This is a genomic window from Citrobacter sp. Cpo032, from assembly GCF_030332975.1.
Lineage (GTDB): Bacteria > Pseudomonadota > Gammaproteobacteria > Enterobacterales > Enterobacteriaceae > Citrobacter > Citrobacter portucalensis.
Genome location: NZ_JAOWGU010000047.1, coordinates 234465 through 251674, shown reverse-complemented (window position 1 = coordinate 251674; position 17210 = coordinate 234465). Strand labels below are relative to the sequence as shown.

The window sequence follows — 17210 nt, the reverse complement described above, 5'->3', positions numbered from 1 at the left end:
TCTGGTGAAATATTGCTTTCTCAATGGAGTATTAATATCGGGAATGGTTTGCGCACAAACGCTGAATAATAACCAGAACGAAAATGGTGTTATTAATAGCGCCTCACAGATTACGGGAGTCGATTTGTATCTCGACGTCACCTTAAATGGGAATCCCGTTGGGCTGGTACATTTTGGCTACGATAATGGAAAGCTTTATGCAGGAGCAGATACTCTGCGTAAAATGGGCTTTCGCTTTGCTCCAGACGTCATTAACGCCGTCTGCCTGAACGATATCCCCCAGCTAACCATTGACTACAACGTTCAGTTGCAAACGCTCTCGCTTACTGCGCCACTCAGTTCACTCGATCTTGCAACCACGCAGCTTAACTCGCCCACCGAAACCGCGCCAACGGCAACAACATCACGCGGGGCGCTGCTCAATTATGATATCTATACGCAACAGGGGGATGAAAGCGCAATCAATACCTTCAGCGAATTTCGCGCCTTCAATGCGACCGGCGTGCTCAGCACCACTCAGTTGACGCAGTACTCTACCGAGGAATATGCCGATAACAGCGTTGAGCGCCTCGACACCAGCTGGCGTACGTCATTTCCTGATTCGATGTTGGCGTTAACCGTTGGCGATACCCTGACTAGTTCACTCATCTGGTCCCGACCGACGCGAATCGGCGGCATTCAGATAGGCACCGATTTTGGGTTACAGCCCTATATGCCAACCACCCCGCTTCCAGCATATCTGGGATCCGCGACGTTACCGTCAAACGTTGAGCTGTACGTCGACGGCGTCAGGTACTACAACGGAGAAGTCCCCGCAGGTAGCTTTCAGATCAACACAATGCCTAACATCAGCGGCGCGGGAACGGGTCAGGTGATGATGACAGATGCGTTGGGCAGAACGAGCGTACAAAATTTCTCGTTCTACAACGATCAGCAACTCCTGCGGGAAGGATTAACCGCCTGGTCGGCAGAATTAGGCACGGTACGCGAAAATTATGGTTACTCCTCTTTTGATTATGCCAGCGCACCAGTATTGAGCGCTACGTGGCGTCGCGGGTTTAGCAATACGTTCACCGCCGGGACTCACGCGGAAACCAGCGATGGACTGATTAACGCGGGCTTCAGTAACGACTGGATCCCAGGAACCCGCAGCGGCACGTTTTCGACCTCACTTGCCGCAAGTACCGACTCAGGAAAGAACGGGTTTTTGTACAGTTTTGGTTACCGTTGGTCCGGCGAACGGTTTAATTTCAGTACCAGTACCACGGCAACTTCCGGCGATTATCGCGATGTCGCCACCCATTACGGTGAGCCGCCCCCCACGCTTAACAGCAACACGGTTATTGGTTATTCGCTGGAAGCAGCTGGAAATGTCAGCCTGAGCTATTTGCAGTTTCGATATCCACACGAAAATGCGGTGCGCTACGCCAATGCCAGCTGGTTTAAATCTCTCACCGACAACATCTCACTGAATGCCGGATTCAACCAGAACATTGACGACAACCGCGATCGTAGCCTCTATCTGATGGTAACCATCACGACCGACAACAATCTGAGCGCCAGCAGCACCCTACAACGTACCAACGACGAAACCGGTTACCAGCTCAACGCCAGCCTGACGCCCCCTGCCGACGGCGGCTGGGGCTGGAATCTGGCTGCCAGTCAGCAGGCTTCCCGGCAAAGTGGCCAGGGAGAAGTGGGATATCTGGGACGTTATGGTAAAGCGTACGCGGGATTCAGCCGTTTACCGGATAACCATTACGGTTATGCAGGCGCAACCGGATCGCTGGTGACTATGGGAGGCGGCCTGTTTGCAGCAAGAGAAATCAATAATGGTTTTGCCGTCGTCTCAACTGACGGCGTGCCTGATGTTCCGGTCAAATTGCAAAATAACCTGATCGGTCGCAGCGATGACCAGGGACTACTGCTGGTCACACCGCTCAACAGTTATCAAAAAAACCTGATCAGTATTGACCCGATGGATCTCCCTGCCAATATGCGGATCGCACGCGTTGAGACGAATGCCACGCCAGCCGATCGTTCCGGTACTTTGATTAGCTTTGGCATCACCCCCGTCCGCGCTGCGCAGATTATCCTCGTCGACAATCAGGGTAAGCCAATTCCTGAAGGTAGCATGGCTTACGCCATCAACGAAAAAGGACAATCGTCTGTCGTTGGCTTTGATGGAATGACATGGTTCGACACTCTTGAACAGCACAACACGCTGCGAGTTGATACGGACACCGGTAGTTGTCGCGTGCAATTTGACTATCCCGCGTCAGCAAAGGGGATTTTGCAAATAGGCCCACTGGTTTGTCGCCCACATTAACAGGAGTGCGCTCATGAGGTTAAGACATCTGCTACTCATCGCTGCCGTACTTTTTTGTCCGGCAATTAGCCATGCGGTAACCTGTTCGGTGAGCAATGTGCAAGCCATAAATTTAGGTTCGGTCAATCCACTGTCTGCGACAGGCGCTACGTCATCAATGACGTTCAGTTACACTTGCGCCAAAGAGCTTGGTGACACATTGGCTGGGATCAATCTCTGTTTTAATATTGGCGCCTCGGCCGTCAGTGGCCAGGTGACACCGCGAAATATGTCGTTAAGCGGAAACCCCGCCAGAACGCTGGCATACCAGCTTTACCAGGATAGCGGGCGCACCAAAGTCTGGGGCAGCCAGTATCAGTCGGGAACCACTTTTCCGATGGTACAGCTTAACCTGCTGAATCTGACGCCAGTGACAGGTTCACTCACGGTATCGGCGCAGATCGTCACGCCACAAACTTCAGCCGTCCCCGGAAACTATCAGGATAACTATACGACGGCAACAGCCCTTGTCACCCTTAATCCTGGATTACTTTTCCCGCCGACCACCTGTGGTGATACCGTTGCCGCCAGGTTTCCTTTCACCGTCACAGCTGCTGTCAGCAAACAGTGTAATATCACCTCCGCGACTAACATCAGCTTTGCTCCCACCAGCGGAACGGGTCGTAATCTCACGGCGTCAAATAACGTAGGCGTAGCCTGTTCCAATAACACGCCTTATACCATCGGACTTCAACCCTCCAACGGCAATACGGCAGGCAGCGGCGTGATGGCAGGCACGGGGTCAAATACGGATAAAGTCCCCTACCAGCTTAGTTCGACGCCAGGTCCTTCCGGTATGGTGTGGGGCAATACATCGCTCAATACCGTTGCGGGCAGCGGCACGGGGACAACGACTACCTACCCGGTTTACGCCACCGTTCCCAGCGCGAACTACACGCCAGACAACTATGCCGATACTGTCACCATCGCCGTGACCTACTGACGCCCAGCTTAACAGCAATAAAGCAAACACATTTTATTATCATATTGTTTACTTTTAGAGGTGCGTCATAAATCTGACAAATTGCGATTTTTACAAGTTATGCATATTAAACTACATAAACTGCAAAACAACCGCAATGACAGCAAAAATAAAGAATAACCATTCACCACTAAGCCAAAACCCACACTACTCATACCGATAATCCGTGTTAGCCAGGCAGGCTGTTCTATGAAAAAAATGTTAAATTTAGGTTTATATGGTGAGATTCACTGTATACCACGGCCAAATTAAGAACATATTACTTTTATAACTAAGGTTTATCATGGATAAGTTATCTTACGCTTCAGATAGCAGCACATCTGCCTGGAATACCTACCTGCAACAAATCGAGCGTGTGGCCCCTTACCTGGGCGAACTTTCCCATTGGGTGGACACCCTGCGCCACCCAAAACGCGCGCTGATTGTCGATATCCCGGTGCAGATGGATGACGGCACTATCCGTCATTTTGAAGGGTATCGCGTGCAACATAACCTTTCCCGCGGTCCGGGCAAAGGCGGTGTGCGTTATCATCCTGATGTTGATCTTAATGAAGTGATGGCCCTGTCTGCATGGATGACCATCAAATGCGCAGCGTTGAATCTGCCGTACGGCGGAGCCAAAGGCGGTGTGCGCGTCGATCCGTTCTCACTTTCTGAAGGTGAACTGGAGCGTTTAACCCGCCGTTATACCAGCGAAATCGGCATTATCATTGGGCCGCAGAAAGACATTCCTGCGCCGGATGTAGGTACTAACGGAAAAGTCATGGCCTGGATGATGGATACCTACTCCATGAACCACGGCACCACCGTGACCAGTGTGGTCACCGGTAAACCTATTCACCTTGGCGGCTCGTTAGGCCGTGATAAAGCCACCGGTCGCGGCGTTTTCGTCAGCGGTCTGGAAGTCGCGCGTCGTGCGAACATTGAAGTTGAAGGCGCTCGCGTGGCGGTACAAGGTTTCGGTAACGTCGGCAGCGAAGCCGCCCGCCTGTTCGCCGCAGCGGGTGCGCGTGTCGTCGCTATTCAGGATCACACCGCAACGCTGTTTAACTCCACAGGTATCGACATGACCGCGCTGTCTGCCTGGCAGTTAGAGCACAAACAGATTGCCGGTTTCCCAGGCGCTGAAACCATCGCCAGCGAAGCCTTCTGGAGCGTGGAGATGGATATCCTGATCCCTGCCGCGCTGGAAGGACAGATTACCCGTCAGCGTGCAGAAATGCTGACCTGCAAACTGGTACTTGAGGGCGCTAACGGCCCGACTTACCCGGATGCCGATGATATGCTGGCAAGCCGCGGTATCATCGTGGTACCTGACGTCGTATGTAATGCAGGCGGCGTAACCGTCAGCTACTTCGAATGGGTCCAGGACATGGCAAGCTTCTTCTGGAGTGAAGAAGAGATCAACAATCGCATGGACAAAATCATGACTGATGCGATGGTGCACGTATGGGAAAAAGCAGCTGAGAAATCCTGCTCCCTGCGTACCGCAGCCTACATTGTTGCCTGCGAACGCATTCTGCTGGCACGTAAAGATCGCGGAATTTATCCGGGCTAATACCGATAATTTTCCCTCGCATAAACCACCTGCCAGGCAGGTGGTTTTTTTTAGCAAAATCCTGCACGTAGTCTTTCCCCATTAAATACTGCCCGATCTCTCATTTTCGCTGTTTTATGCACCACTACGTTTCAATATGGAACGTTATAAAATGATGACGTTCCGTATTGAAACGCCCTTCACAGTAATTTTCTTTTGCGTACCCGTGTGCAAAATTACCTTATCGGCAGCGAGCGGTCGCCGTGACGTTGAACCAACCGATACCCTACATCAGATGCCTGCCCGAATTTGGCAGCCATCCAGGACTGTCTGCGGAGCATAAATAATGAAAAAATTGATCAACCGTGTTGAAGACGTACTGAATGAACAACTCGCCGGACTGGCGAAAGCGTATCCTTCCCTGGCACTGCATCAGGATCCGGTATATGTCACCCGCGCAGATGCGCCGGTGATGGGCAAAGTGGCACTGCTTTCCGGTGGCGGCAGCGGACACGAACCTATGCACTGCGGCTACATTGGTCAGGGCATGCTCTCTGGCGCCTGTCCAGGTGAGATTTTTACCTCGCCCACACCCGATAAAATGTTCGAATGCGCCATGCAAATTGACGGTGGCGAAGGCGTGCTGCTGATAATCAAAAATTACACCGGCGACATTCTTAATTTCGAAACCGCCACCGAGTTGCTGCACGAAAGCGGTGTCAAAGTCACTACCATGGTGGTGGATGACGACGTGGCGGTGAAAGACAGTTTGTATACCGCCGGTCGACGTGGCGTGGCGAATACCGTATTGATCGAAAAACTGGTCGGCGCGGCCGCCGAACGCGGTGATTCGCTGGAAGCCTGTGCGGCGTTGGGCCGTAAGCTGAATAACCTGGGGCACTCCATTGGCATAGCCATTGGCGCCTGTACCGTTCCAGCCGCCGGACAACCGTCGTTCACGCTGCAGGATAACGAAATGGAGTTTGGCGTAGGTATCCACGGGGAACCGGGCATAGACCGTCGCCCCTTCACCTCTCTCGATCAGACCGTTGATGAAATGTTCGATACCCTGCTGGAAAACGGTAACTACAGCCGTACACTCCGCCACTGGGACAACGTCCAGGGCACGTGGCAGGAAGGTAAAGAAAGCAAGCGTGCGTTACAAAGTGGCGATCGCGTTATTGCGCTGGTCAATAATCTCGGCGCGACGCCGTTGTCTGAACTCTTCGGCGTGTATAACCGCCTGGAAAGCCGTTGTCAGGATGCAGGCATCGTCATTGAGCGCAACCTGATCGGTTCTTACTGTACCTCTCTGGATATGACCGGTTTCTCGATCACCCTGTTACAGGTAGACGACGAAACGCTGAGCTTATGGGATGCACCGGTTCACACCCCTGCCCTCAACTGGGGTAAATAAGGAGATTCATGATGTCCCTCAACAGAACGCAAATTGTTAACTGGCTCTATCGTTGCGGCGAGATCTTCACCACAGAAAGTGATTTTCTCACCGGACTTGACCGGGAGATCGGCGATGCCGACCACGGTCTGAACATGCATCGTGGTTTCAGCAAAGTCGTTGAAAAGCTGCCGTCCATCGCAGACAAAGACATCGGCTTTATTTTGAAAAACACCGGTATGGTGCTGCTCTCAAGCGTCGGCGGGGCCAGTGGACCGCTGTTTGGCACCTTTTTTATTCGCGCCGCCCAGGTGACTCAGGCTCATCAAAGCCTGACGCTTGAAGAGTTGTATCAAATGATGCGTGATGGCGCAGAAGGTGTGATTAGCCGCGGTAAGGCTGAACCTGGCGACAAAACCATGTGCGACGTCTGGCTACCGGTGGTCGAATCTTTACGTCAGTCCTGCGAGCAAAAGTTAAGCGTACAGGCAGCGCTGGAAGCGGCAAGCCAGCAAGCGGAAGCCGCAGCGCAAAGCACCATCACCATGCAGGCTCGCAAAGGCCGTGCCAGCTATCTTGGTGAGCGCAGTATTGGGCATCAGGATCCCGGCGCAACGTCGGTCATGTTTATGATGCAAATGCTAGCTCAGGCGTCCAGAGAGTAAGGATAAAGCGATGGTAAACCTGGTTATTGTTTCTCACAGCGCCCAACTGGGCGAAGGCGTCGGTGCGCTGGCCCGGCAGATGTTAATGGGCGGTGATTGCAAAATCGCCATTGCCGCAGGCATTGATGATCCTGAGAATCCGATTGGCACCGATCCGATCAAGGTGATGGAAGCCATCGAGTCCGTGGCCGATACGGACCACGTGCTGGTGATGATGGATATCGGTAGTGCATTACTGAGTGCGGAAACCGCGCTGGAACTGCTCGACCCTGGCATTGCCGCCAAAGTGCGTTTGTGCGCAGCACCACTGGTTGAAGGCACACTGGCCGCGACGGTTAGCGCCGCCGCGGGTGCTGATATCGATCGGGTCATCCGTGATGCCATGAACGCCCTCGACGCCAAATGTGAGCAACTGGGTTTACCTTCGCCATCCGCAGCGAAACCCGCATCTGCTGCACTGTCTCCCGATGCAGATGCCCGTTCTGTTGCCATTGTGGTGAAAAACCCTAACGGCATCCACGTTCGCCCGGCTTCGCGGCTGGTTTCCGCGTTGTCTGGTTTTAACGCCGACATGTGGCTGGAGAAAAACGGCAAGTGTGTGGTTCCTGATAGCCTGAATCAGATAGCTCTGCTGCAGGTACGCTGTAATGACACGCTGCGCCTGATTGCCAAAGGCGAACAGGCAGAGGATGCGCTGGCCGCATTTAAACAGCTGGCAGCGGAGAATTTTGGTGAATCGCTCGAGTCCGCTAATGCTGATAACAAGGCAACTCAGGCTCCCTCAAAAGTCACGGGGACGGCATTCTGTCACACGCCGTTCTCGCCCGAGGTAAACCCGCAGCCAGCCGCATCACTCCAGGCTGAGCAGCAGCGATTACAGACCGCCATCCAAAGTACGCTGAACGATCTGAGCGAACTCACCGCACTTGCTGAAGAACGATATTCCGCAGATATCGCCGCCATCTTCTCCGGTCACCATACGCTGTTGGACGATCCTGAACTGTTTGAAATGGCCTGCGATGTAATGCGCGAAAAGCAGTGCAGCGCCGCCTGGGCCTGGCATCAGGTGCTGAGCGATCTCAGCCAGCAGTATTTACAGCTCGATGATCCTTATCTGCAGGCGCGATACATTGATATTGAAGATTTGCTGTCCCGTTCACTGCAGCATTTGACGGGAGAGAGCGCACAAATTCCCGCGTTCTTGCGCCCCACTATCCTGGTCGCTGATGTCATTTATCCGTCTACGGTACTGCAACTCGATCCGAAGACCATCAAAGGTATCTGCCTGCGGGACGGCAGCGAAGCCTCGCATCCGGCGATTATCGCTCGTGAAATGGGTCTGTGCTGGATGTGTCAGCAAGGCGCGGCTCTCGATAGCATCAAGATGGGCGATACTCTGACCATTGACTGTGTCACACAGCGGATAACCCGCGCAAACTGATACCGAAGCACACCCTTTCCAACAAAGGGTGTGCTTCTTCTCTATTCGCGTCGGGAAATGTCTGTTTATTCGCAAAATGGGGAGCCGATCACGCGAAACGGTCATTCCTGAACTAAGGTTTTCTCATGGTAAATGCCGCTACTTCGGCAAGCCGCTAAGGAGATTAACCGATGATAACGCCAGCAACTCGCCATCCTGGCCTGCTCTCTGTTGCAATAAAACTGACGCTCGCAAGCACCTTTTTTGCCCTTTCCTCTTTTACCGTCAACGCCGAGGACGCACCAGCCGCTACGCCTGCTCCGCCTGATATTCTGCTTGGCCCCCTGTTTAACGATGTACAAACAGCCAAACTGTTTCCTGACCAGAAAACCTTTGCGGACGCGGTGCCAAACAGCGATCCATTAATGATTCTTGCCGATTACCGGATGCAGAAAAACCAGTCCGGATTCGACTTACGTCATTTTGTCGAGGTGAATTTTACGTTGCCGAAAGTCGGCGAGAAATACGTGCCCCCGGCCGGGCAATCATTACGCGAACATATCGATGGCCTGTGGCCGGTACTCACTCGTTCGACCACCGACGCTGAAAAATGGGATTCGCTGCTGCCGCTCCCGGACCCGTATGTGGTACCTGGCGGGCGTTTTCGCGAAATATATTATTGGGACAGCTATTTCACCATGCTGGGGCTTGCCGAGAGCAATCACTGGGATAAGGTCTCGGACATGGTGGCAAACTTCGCTTACGAGATTGATTCCTGGGGACACATTCCTAACGGCAACCGCACCTACTACCTGAGTCGTTCGCAACCGCCGTTCTTTGCCTTTATGGTTGAACTACTGGCGCAGCACGACGGGAATGACGCGCTGAAAAAATACCTCCCACAGATGCTCAAAGAGTACAGCTACTGGATGGAAGGCGTCGAAACACTCCAGCCCGGTCAGCAAAATAAGCGCGTAGTTAAACTGGATGACGGCACCATTTTGAACCGCTACTGGGATGAGCGCGATTCGCCTCGGCCAGAGTCGTGGGTAGAGGATATCGCCACCGCTAAAAGCAACCCGAACCGCCCGGCCACAGAAATCTACCGCGACCTGCGTTCAGCTGCCGCGTCCGGCTGGGATTTTAGTTCCCGCTGGATGGACAATCCTAATCAGCTGGGCACTCTGCGCACCACCAGCATCGTTCCGGTCGATCTCAATGCGCTGATGTACAAAATGGAAAAAATGATCTCCCTCGCCAGCAAGGCTGCTGGTGATGATGCCAAAGCGGCGCAGTACGATGGCTTCGCTAATGCCCGACAAAAAGGGATCGAGAAGTACCTGTGGAACGACAAAGAAGGCTGGTATGCCGACTACGATCTGAAAAGCCACAAAGTACGCAACCAGCTCACGGCTGCCGCCCTGTTCCCGCTATATGTCAATGCAGCGGCAAAAGATCGTGCCAGTAAAGTCGCCACGGCCACCCAGGCACATCTGCTGCAACCGGGCGGCCTTGCTACCACGTCGGTGAAAAGCGGCCAGCAGTGGGATGCCCCCAATGGCTGGGCCCCGCTCCAGTGGGTAGCAGCATCCGGGTTACAGAATTACGGTCAGGATACTGTCGCCATGGACGTGACCTGGCGATTCCTCACCAATGTTCAACACACCTACGATCGCGAGAAAAAGCTGGTTGAGAAGTATGACGTGAGCACCACTGGAACCGGCGGTGGTGGCGGTGAGTATCCGTTGCAGGATGGTTTCGGCTGGACCAACGGCGTAACGCTGAAAATGCTCGACCTGATTTGCGCCAAAGAAAAGCCCTGTGACAACGTACCCGCGTCGCGACCTACCCCGGCAAGTACAGCGCCAGTCGAGTCTAAAAAACAGACTCAACCGACGCCATAACATCATAGCCCGAGCCGTTTTACTTCCTGAATCCGCGCTTCGTCGCGGATTTTTCTTTCTTATATTTCCCCCTTCCAGCTGTCTCTATGGCCTCTAGCCCTTATGGGGTATCCGGGGTTTTCATCCGTGAGAAATTGATTCTGAACATGTTTTTATTCGCTGTATATGTAAATATATAGCGATTTTGTAACCTTCAGGATACCGATAATGCCACTGACAAGACGGATGTTTGCCCAACTCGTGGCATCTGCAATACTGCTACGCCATCTTCCCGCGTTTGCTCAAACCTCGCTGACTGTGGCCATTGGAGACTCTCCGAAGCCAGCAACGACCCAACGTGTGGTCAGTGCTGGCGCGCCTGCTGACATGCTGCTGCTGGCCGTCGCACCGGAAAAACTGGTGGGACTTTCCTCCTTTGATTTCTCTCGCCAGACAGCCATCCCGTTTAACGATAACATTCGGACTTTGCCGAAACTCGGCAGGCTGGCGGGGCGCGCCAGCACACTCTCGCTTGAAGCACTCCTGGCGCTTAAACCTGACCTGGTTATTGACTGCGGTAATGCCGATGAAACCTGGCTTTCTCAAGCCAGACAAGTGAGCGCACAAACACACATTCCCTGGCTGCTGATTAACGGCGAATTGCGCCATACCCCAGAACAGCTGCGCGCAGTCGGTGAAGTATTGGGCGTCGTCTCGCGAACCGCAATGCAGGCCGCTCTGGCCCGTCGATTTATCGATGATGCAATAGCTTTCTCGCATTCACCCGCGGCGAATCTGCGTTTTTATGCCGCGCGCGGTGCCAGAGGACTGGAGACTGGTTTACAAGGTTCTCTGCATACCGAAGCAGCAGAACTATTGGGGTTGCACAATGTGGCGCACATCCCCGGACGACAGGGGCTCACACAGGTCTCAATGGAAAATCTTCTCAGCTGGCAGCCGGATATTATCCTGGTGCAGGATGCGGTGACAGCGCAGTTCCTACGAGAAGATCCGGTCTGGCAAGGAGTCAAAGCGGTTGCTGACCGGCGCATTCTGTTTCTCAGCGGTCTGCCGTTTGGCTGGCTGGATGCACCTCCTGGCATCAACCGTTTACTGGGGTTACGCCGCCTTCATGCCTGGCTTGATCCTCAGGTTAACGCGAGCTTTAAAGCCGATATGCAGCGCTACAGTGAATTGTTCTGGCACACCACGCTAAGCGACGCACAGTATCAAAGGTTGGTGGCAGTCTGATGAAAACATCAACCCTCGGTTTTCTGATGATTGCTGCGGTGGTGCTTTGCGCGAGCGTCGCTGCGGTATCAGGCGCGTATCGCCTGGATGCACAGCAGGTTCTGAATCTCGTGGCCGGTACAGATGGCGTTCCAATGCAGGACAAAATCGTTTTCTGGCAAATCCGCCTGCCACGCATACTGGCTGCATTGCTGCTCGGCGCGGCGCTGGCGGGCGCAGGAACCACCTATCAGGGCATGTTCCGCAACCCACTGGTCTCGCCGGATATTCTCGGCGTGGCGGCGGGTGCGGGTTTAGGTGCCTGTTTAGCAATCCTGTTAGGTTTACCGATCCTGTTCATTCAGCTGTATGCGTTCATGGGCGGTTTATTCGTGGTCTCCGGTGTCTGGTTGATTACCCGGCGAGTCAAGCGTCACGACCCGGTGTTAACGCTGGTGCTGGTCGGGATTGCGCTGGGTACGGTATGCGGTGCGGGAATTTCGCTCATCAAAACGCTGGCCGACCCGTATACCCAACTCCCGTCTATCACCTTCTGGCTGCTTGGCGGTTTATCGACGATCACGCTGCACGATCTGTGGTTCTCGGCACCGCTGATCTTCGCAGGACTGATCCCGCTATTGCTGCTGCGCTGGCGCATGAACCTGCTCACCCTGTCGGATGATGAAGCACGATCGCTTGGGATCAACGTCTCGCGATTGCGGCTGGGACTGATCGTCTGCGCAACGTTAATCACCGCCTGTACCGTTGCCATCGCGGGCATTATCGGCTGGATTGGGCTGGTTGTACCGCACATCGGCAGACTCCTCAGTGGCAATAACCACCAGCAGTTGCTGCCAGTTTCCATGGGGATCGGCGCCATTTTGCTGCTGCTCACCGATACTCTTGCCCGCACGCTGAGCAGCACAGAAATCCCGCTGGGGATCCTGACGGCATTTATTGGCGCACCGTTCTTTTTGCTGCTTTTGCTTCGAGGAAATCGCCCATGACGCTTCTGACCCTCCGCCATGCGTCGTTGGGATACCACAGTCACCAGCCCGTGTTACGCGATGTCTCATTTCAGGTTTCGCCCGGCTCCGTCTGTTGTCTGATTGGGGGCAACGGCAGTGGAAAAACCACTCTGATGCGCACCATTCTCGGCGTTCTTCCGCCGCTTCACGGTGACATTCTGCTTGATGGCGTCGCCATAAATCATCTCAGCGATCGGCAACGCGCCGCCGCTATCGCCTGGGTTCCTCAGGCACATGACGGCGCGTTTGCCTTCACTGCGCTGGACATGGTGATGATGGGGCTGGCCCCGCAATTGGCGGCATTTGCGGTTCCCGGCGCTAAAGAGCGTGAAAATGCGCACCAGCAGATGACGATGCTGGGAATTTCTCATCTGGCACCCCGGCGCTGGAACACGCTGAGCGGCGGAGAACGGCAACTGGTGTTGATTGCCCGCGCGCTGGCGCAACGCCCACGCCTTTTGTTGCTGGATGAACCAGCTTCCAGCCTGGATTTTGGGTATCAGATCCGTCTGCTCGACACGCTGGTGACGCTGAAAAATTCGGGTATGGCCCTGCTGATGTCGACGCATCATCCGTTGCACGCCCGGGCAATTGCCGACAGCGTGGTACGCGTTGAACCAAATGGCGAAGTGTCACAAGGACTTCCTGAACATCAGCTCGCCACCGATCGCCTGGCGGAACTGTATCGCGTTACACCGTCACAAATTGCTCACCATCTCTTTGGCTCACATAACTAAGGAATAAGAATGCTCATTGACGACATTGATTTTGCCGATCTTTACCGTAAACAGTTACAGCTGGCGAACAGAACCGAGAAAAAGCCGGAGCACTGGGATAAACGTGCGGAAAAAATGGCGGAAAATTGCGCCTCATTAACCGACAGCTATCTGCTGCAACTGCTGGGGAAAATCGACCTGAAAGGGGCGGAGTCGCTGTTTGACATGGGTTGCGGTCCCGGTACGGTCTCGCTGGCGCTCGCTAAAAAGATGCCAATAATTTACGGCGTAGATTACAGCCAGGGCATGCTTAGCGTAGCTGCCCGCCGCGCTGCGCAAATGAACGCCCGTCACGTGCAGTGGGTGCAGCGGGCCTGGGAGGAACACTGGGATGATTTACCCCAGTGCGATATCGCCGTCGCCTCGCGCTCTACGCTGGTTGCCGATATGCGCCAGGCGATGACCAAACTGAATAATCAGGCCCGACTGCGGGTTTACACCACTCATCTCGTCAGTTCATCTTTCGTTTCCCCCACCATTCAGCGTGCACTGGGCCGCGAAGTGATTGAGCTCCCCAACTATATCTATGCGCTTAATGTCCTGTATCAGATGGGGATCCACGCGCATGTTGATTTTATCCGCGGGCCCAACTGCCAGCAGGACAACAGCACCTGGACGCGTTTTCTGGAAAACGTACGCTGGAGTATGGGTGAACTGAGCGCCGATGAGGTCGAACGTCTGGAAACCTGGTATCAACAGCAGGATCCACGCACGATTGCCCCCGCCAGCCGTGACTGGGCGCTTATCTGGTGGGACAGCGTGCCGCGGGAGGCGCTGCGATGATCTACTTTTCGCAGGCGCAAACCGACGCGCTGCTGCTGGAAGATATTCAGGGCGGCGATCTGACTACCCGCGCGTTGGGGATCGGCGCACAGCCGGGCGTTATGGCGTTTTATCATCGCCAGGGCGGATGCGTTAGCGGCACCGCCGTTGCCAGACAAATGCTCACCTCATTAGGGCTGACCGTCAGCGACATGGTGGCCGATGGTGAACAGGTAAGTGCAGGGCAGCGATTGATTCGCGCACATGGGAATGCGGCGGCGCTGCACCAGGGCTGGAAAGCGGTACAAAATGTCCTGGAGTGGAGCTGTGGGGTTTCGGGCTATCTTGAGAGCATGTTGAGCCAACTGCGCCAACGCTATCCTGATGGGCAGATTGCCTGTACCCGCAAAGCCATTCCCGGCACGCGTTTGTTGGCGACTCAGGCAATACTCGCCGCGGGAGGCATTATCCATCGCGGAGGATGCGCCGAAACGGTACTGCTGTTTGCTAATCACCGCCATTTTCTTACCAACCCAAACGACTGGTCAGGTGCGATTGCGCGCTTACGCCGCCATGCGCCAGAAAAAAAGATTGTGGTTGAGGCAGATACGCCAGATGAGGCATTAGCCGCGCTACGCGCCGCGCCCGATGTCCTGCAACTCGACAAATTTACCCCTGAGCAAGCAACAGAAATTGTTCGCCAGGCCCCTTCTCTGGCCCCCCATTGCACGCTGGCGCTGACTGGCGGCATTACCCTCGCCTCGCTGGCGAGTTATCTCGACTGTGGCATCAGACTTTTCATCACTTCCGCGCCTTACTACGCTCCGCCCGCGGATATCAAAGTTAGCCTGAGCCCGGACGCACGTGGCATATAACATTAATAAATGGACTAAAAATAATGAATTTCAACAAAAGTTGTCTTTACACAGCCCTGTCGTTTGCTTTCGCGCACAGTGCTTTTGCTGGGCAGGAAAGCGAAACCATGACCGTCTGGTCAAGTCCGGCCTCCGCCGCAACCACTACGGTTCTCGGCCAGGAAACGATGCAGCAACTGGATAAGCAAAACGTGGCGCAGGCACTGAGCGTTGTCCCCGGCGTCGTGCTGCAAAAGTCAGGCAACCGCAATGAACAGCAGGTGAAAGTCCGCGGTTTTGACAGCCGTCAGGTTCCCGTCTATTTTGACGGCGTGCCGGTATACATCCCCTATGATGGCAACCTCGATTTAGGCCGTTTTCTGACCTCCGATATCGCTTCGGTTGAAGTCTCCAAAGGCTACTCGTCGCTGTTACAAGGGCCGAACCAGATGGGCGGCGCCATCAATATCACCACCCAAAAGCCTACCAAACCGATTGAAGGCAGCATTGGCTATCGCCAGGGCTGGAGTCGTAGCAAAGACAATGCCCACGATATGCACGCTTCATTTGGCGCCAGCAATGATCTCGGCTACATCCAGCTCAGCGGCAGTCAGTTGAAGCAGGATTTCCTTGGCTTACCGCACGGTGTGGACAACCCTATTGCGGGCAGCAACGGCAAGATGATTAACTCCTCCGCCGATGACAAACGCGGTATCGTGAAGCTGGGCTTTACCCCACGTGGTAATGACGAATATGTGCTGACCTATATTAATCAGGACGGTGAAAAAGATAACCCGCCGTACGCTGGAGCCAGCAGTCAGAAATCACGCTACTGGCAATGGCCACAGTACGATAAAGAAAGCTATTACTATCAGGGCACCACCCATCTGGGCGATCGTTTCACCCTGAAAAGCCGTCTGTATCGCGACACCTTTGAAAATACGCTGATGATGTACAACTCACTTGCCGATCTGAAAAACAAGAAAGGCAACTACAGTCATTATTCAGACTACAGCGATGGCGCTGGCCTGCAGCTCGCTGCGGAAATGCGAGAAAACGACCTGCTCTCTTTCGCCGTGAACTGGAAAGATGATGTTCACCGCGAGAAAGGCGCTCCGAATGCAGCTTACGACCGTTACGAAGACCGCACCTGGTCCGTTGCCAGCGAATACCAGTGGGCAGCGGCGGATAACGTCGATGTAGTAGCTGGAATAAGCTATGACTGGCGCGACAGTCTGGAAGGCATGAAGCACGAAAAAAATGGTAGCGTCACCCACTATGATGACAACAATCAGTCGGCCTTCAACTGGCAGATGATGACCAAATATCACTTTGAAAATTCAGACACATTAGCGCTGTCCTACTCTGACAGAACACGTTTCCCGACTTTGAAAGAGCGCTACACCACCTCGAAACCGGCCTATAACCAGGTGGCGCTGGTCAATCCGCAGCTTAAACCGGAACGCGCCCGCAGCGTGGATCTGACCTGGAATGGTTCACTTGGCAAAGACTGGGGATTCGAAGCCAGCGTTTATTACAACCGCATCAGCGATGCCATTCTTTCACACAATATTGATGCCGATACCATCCAGAATCAGAACAGCGGCCGGGTGGATTACACCGGTCTGGATGCAGGCGTTAAAGGTAAAGTCTTTGATATGCTGGATGTTGGGCTGAGCTATGGCCTGATTCATGCGGACGTCAAACGCAGCGACATCGGCAAAATAACCGATTTGCCGACGCAAACCCTCACCGCATGGATGACGCTGAAACCGTGGGATCCACTGAGCATTACGCTGTCTGAAGAGGCCCGCTCATCGAGCTATAGCAATAGCGACGGCTCGCAGAAAGCCGCAGGTTTCGCCATTACCCATTTACGCGCAGACTACGCCATCGGTCACGGGTTCAGCGTCAACGCTTCGGTCAATAACCTGTTCGATACACGATACGTGTACAGCGAAGGATTTATCGAAGAAGGCCGTAATTACTGGGCTGGGATTGAGTATCAGTTCTGATTTAACGATGCAAAGAAACGGCCCCACTCGGAGTAATGCTCTTCAGTTAACGCCTTAGTTTCAGAAAGTATCGCCGGTGTGGGTAGAAGTTTTGAATATGCACTCTCAGAAAAAGGGTTCCGTTCACCTCCTGTTCATAGTTTCTCTGAAACGCCGATACCCGTGAACGTGTAAAGGGCGTTCTCCGTCACGCCCTTTACAATCCCGACTCCCGGCGGGAAAATTGTTGCTACGCAATACCCTCCGCTTATTCCTCCAGGCTACCGGGCCGGGCGCGAGGTAGCGTCCTTGCAA

13 protein-coding genes are annotated in these 17210 nt (G+C 54.1%); all 13 read left to right on the top strand.

What is annotated here, in order from left to right:
• The first annotated feature begins 43 nt into the window (after positions 1-43).
• The 13 genes from OGY33_RS17710 (at position 44) to OGY33_RS17650 (ending at position 16916) form a co-directional block, all read left to right on the top strand.
• The gene (locus OGY33_RS17710; protein WP_191238414.1) at positions 44-2329 is read left to right on the top strand and encodes a fimbria/pilus outer membrane usher protein; all 2286 of its coding nucleotides are present in this window, start codon (positions 44-46) and stop codon (positions 2327-2329) included.
• A 13-nt stretch (positions 2330-2342) separates the two neighbouring features.
• Positions 2343-3311, top strand: coding sequence for a Csu type fimbrial protein (locus OGY33_RS17705; RefSeq protein WP_191238413.1), 969 nt, complete (start codon positions 2343-2345; stop codon positions 3309-3311).
• A gap of 322 nt (positions 3312-3633) precedes the next feature.
• Entirely contained in the window at positions 3634-4908 is a 1275-nt protein-coding gene (locus OGY33_RS17700; RefSeq protein WP_020996616.1) for a Glu/Leu/Phe/Val family dehydrogenase, read from the top strand.
• Between the two features lie 325 nt (positions 4909-5233).
• Positions 5234-6304: a dihydroxyacetone kinase subunit DhaK gene (gene dhaK, locus OGY33_RS17695; protein WP_191238412.1), complete on the top strand. Its 1071-nt coding sequence runs from the start codon at positions 5234-5236 to the stop codon at positions 6302-6304.
• A gap of 11 nt (positions 6305-6315) precedes the next feature.
• Positions 6316-6948, top strand: coding sequence for a dihydroxyacetone kinase subunit DhaL (gene dhaL, locus OGY33_RS17690; protein WP_020996617.1), 633 nt, complete (start codon positions 6316-6318; stop codon positions 6946-6948).
• Positions 6949-6958: 10 nt separating this feature from the next.
• Positions 6959-8389 (top strand): dihydroxyacetone kinase phosphoryl donor subunit DhaM, encoded by a 1431-nt coding sequence (dhaM, locus tag OGY33_RS17685; protein WP_048235235.1) that lies wholly within the window; start codon positions 6959-6961, stop codon positions 8387-8389.
• 170 nt (positions 8390-8559) lie between these two features.
• A complete protein-coding gene (locus OGY33_RS17680; RefSeq protein WP_191238410.1) occupies positions 8560-10272 on the top strand; it encodes an alpha,alpha-trehalase in 1713 nt (570 codons plus the stop codon).
• 207 nt (positions 10273-10479) lie between these two features.
• Entirely contained in the window at positions 10480-11502 is a 1023-nt protein-coding gene (locus OGY33_RS17675) for an ABC transporter substrate-binding protein (RefSeq protein WP_149607703.1), read from the top strand.
• A 26-nt stretch (positions 11503-11528) separates the two neighbouring features.
• The gene (locus tag OGY33_RS17670) at positions 11529-12488 is read left to right on the top strand and encodes a FecCD family ABC transporter permease (protein WP_410739347.1); all 960 of its coding nucleotides are present in this window, start codon (positions 11529-11531) and stop codon (positions 12486-12488) included.
• Positions 12485-13246 carry an ABC transporter ATP-binding protein gene (locus OGY33_RS17665; RefSeq protein WP_191238408.1) on the top strand — a complete coding sequence of 254 codons (762 nt, stop codon included), beginning with the start codon at positions 12485-12487 and terminating at the stop codon, positions 13244-13246. The genes OGY33_RS17670 and OGY33_RS17665 overlap by 4 nt, the downstream gene beginning before the upstream one ends.
• A 9-nt stretch (positions 13247-13255) precedes the next feature.
• Positions 13256-14068: a class I SAM-dependent methyltransferase gene (locus OGY33_RS17660; protein ID WP_032943738.1), complete on the top strand. Its 813-nt coding sequence runs from the start codon at positions 13256-13258 to the stop codon at positions 14066-14068.
• Complete coding sequence (modD, locus tag OGY33_RS17655; RefSeq protein WP_048216207.1) at positions 14065-14922, top strand: ModD protein; 858 nt, start codon at positions 14065-14067, stop codon at positions 14920-14922. The genes OGY33_RS17660 and modD overlap by 4 nt, the downstream gene beginning before the upstream one ends.
• Before the next feature lie 23 nt (positions 14923-14945).
• The gene (locus OGY33_RS17650; protein WP_048216206.1) at positions 14946-16916 is read left to right on the top strand and encodes a TonB-dependent receptor plug domain-containing protein; all 1971 of its coding nucleotides are present in this window, start codon (positions 14946-14948) and stop codon (positions 16914-16916) included.
• Positions 16917-17210: the final 294 nt, after the last annotated feature.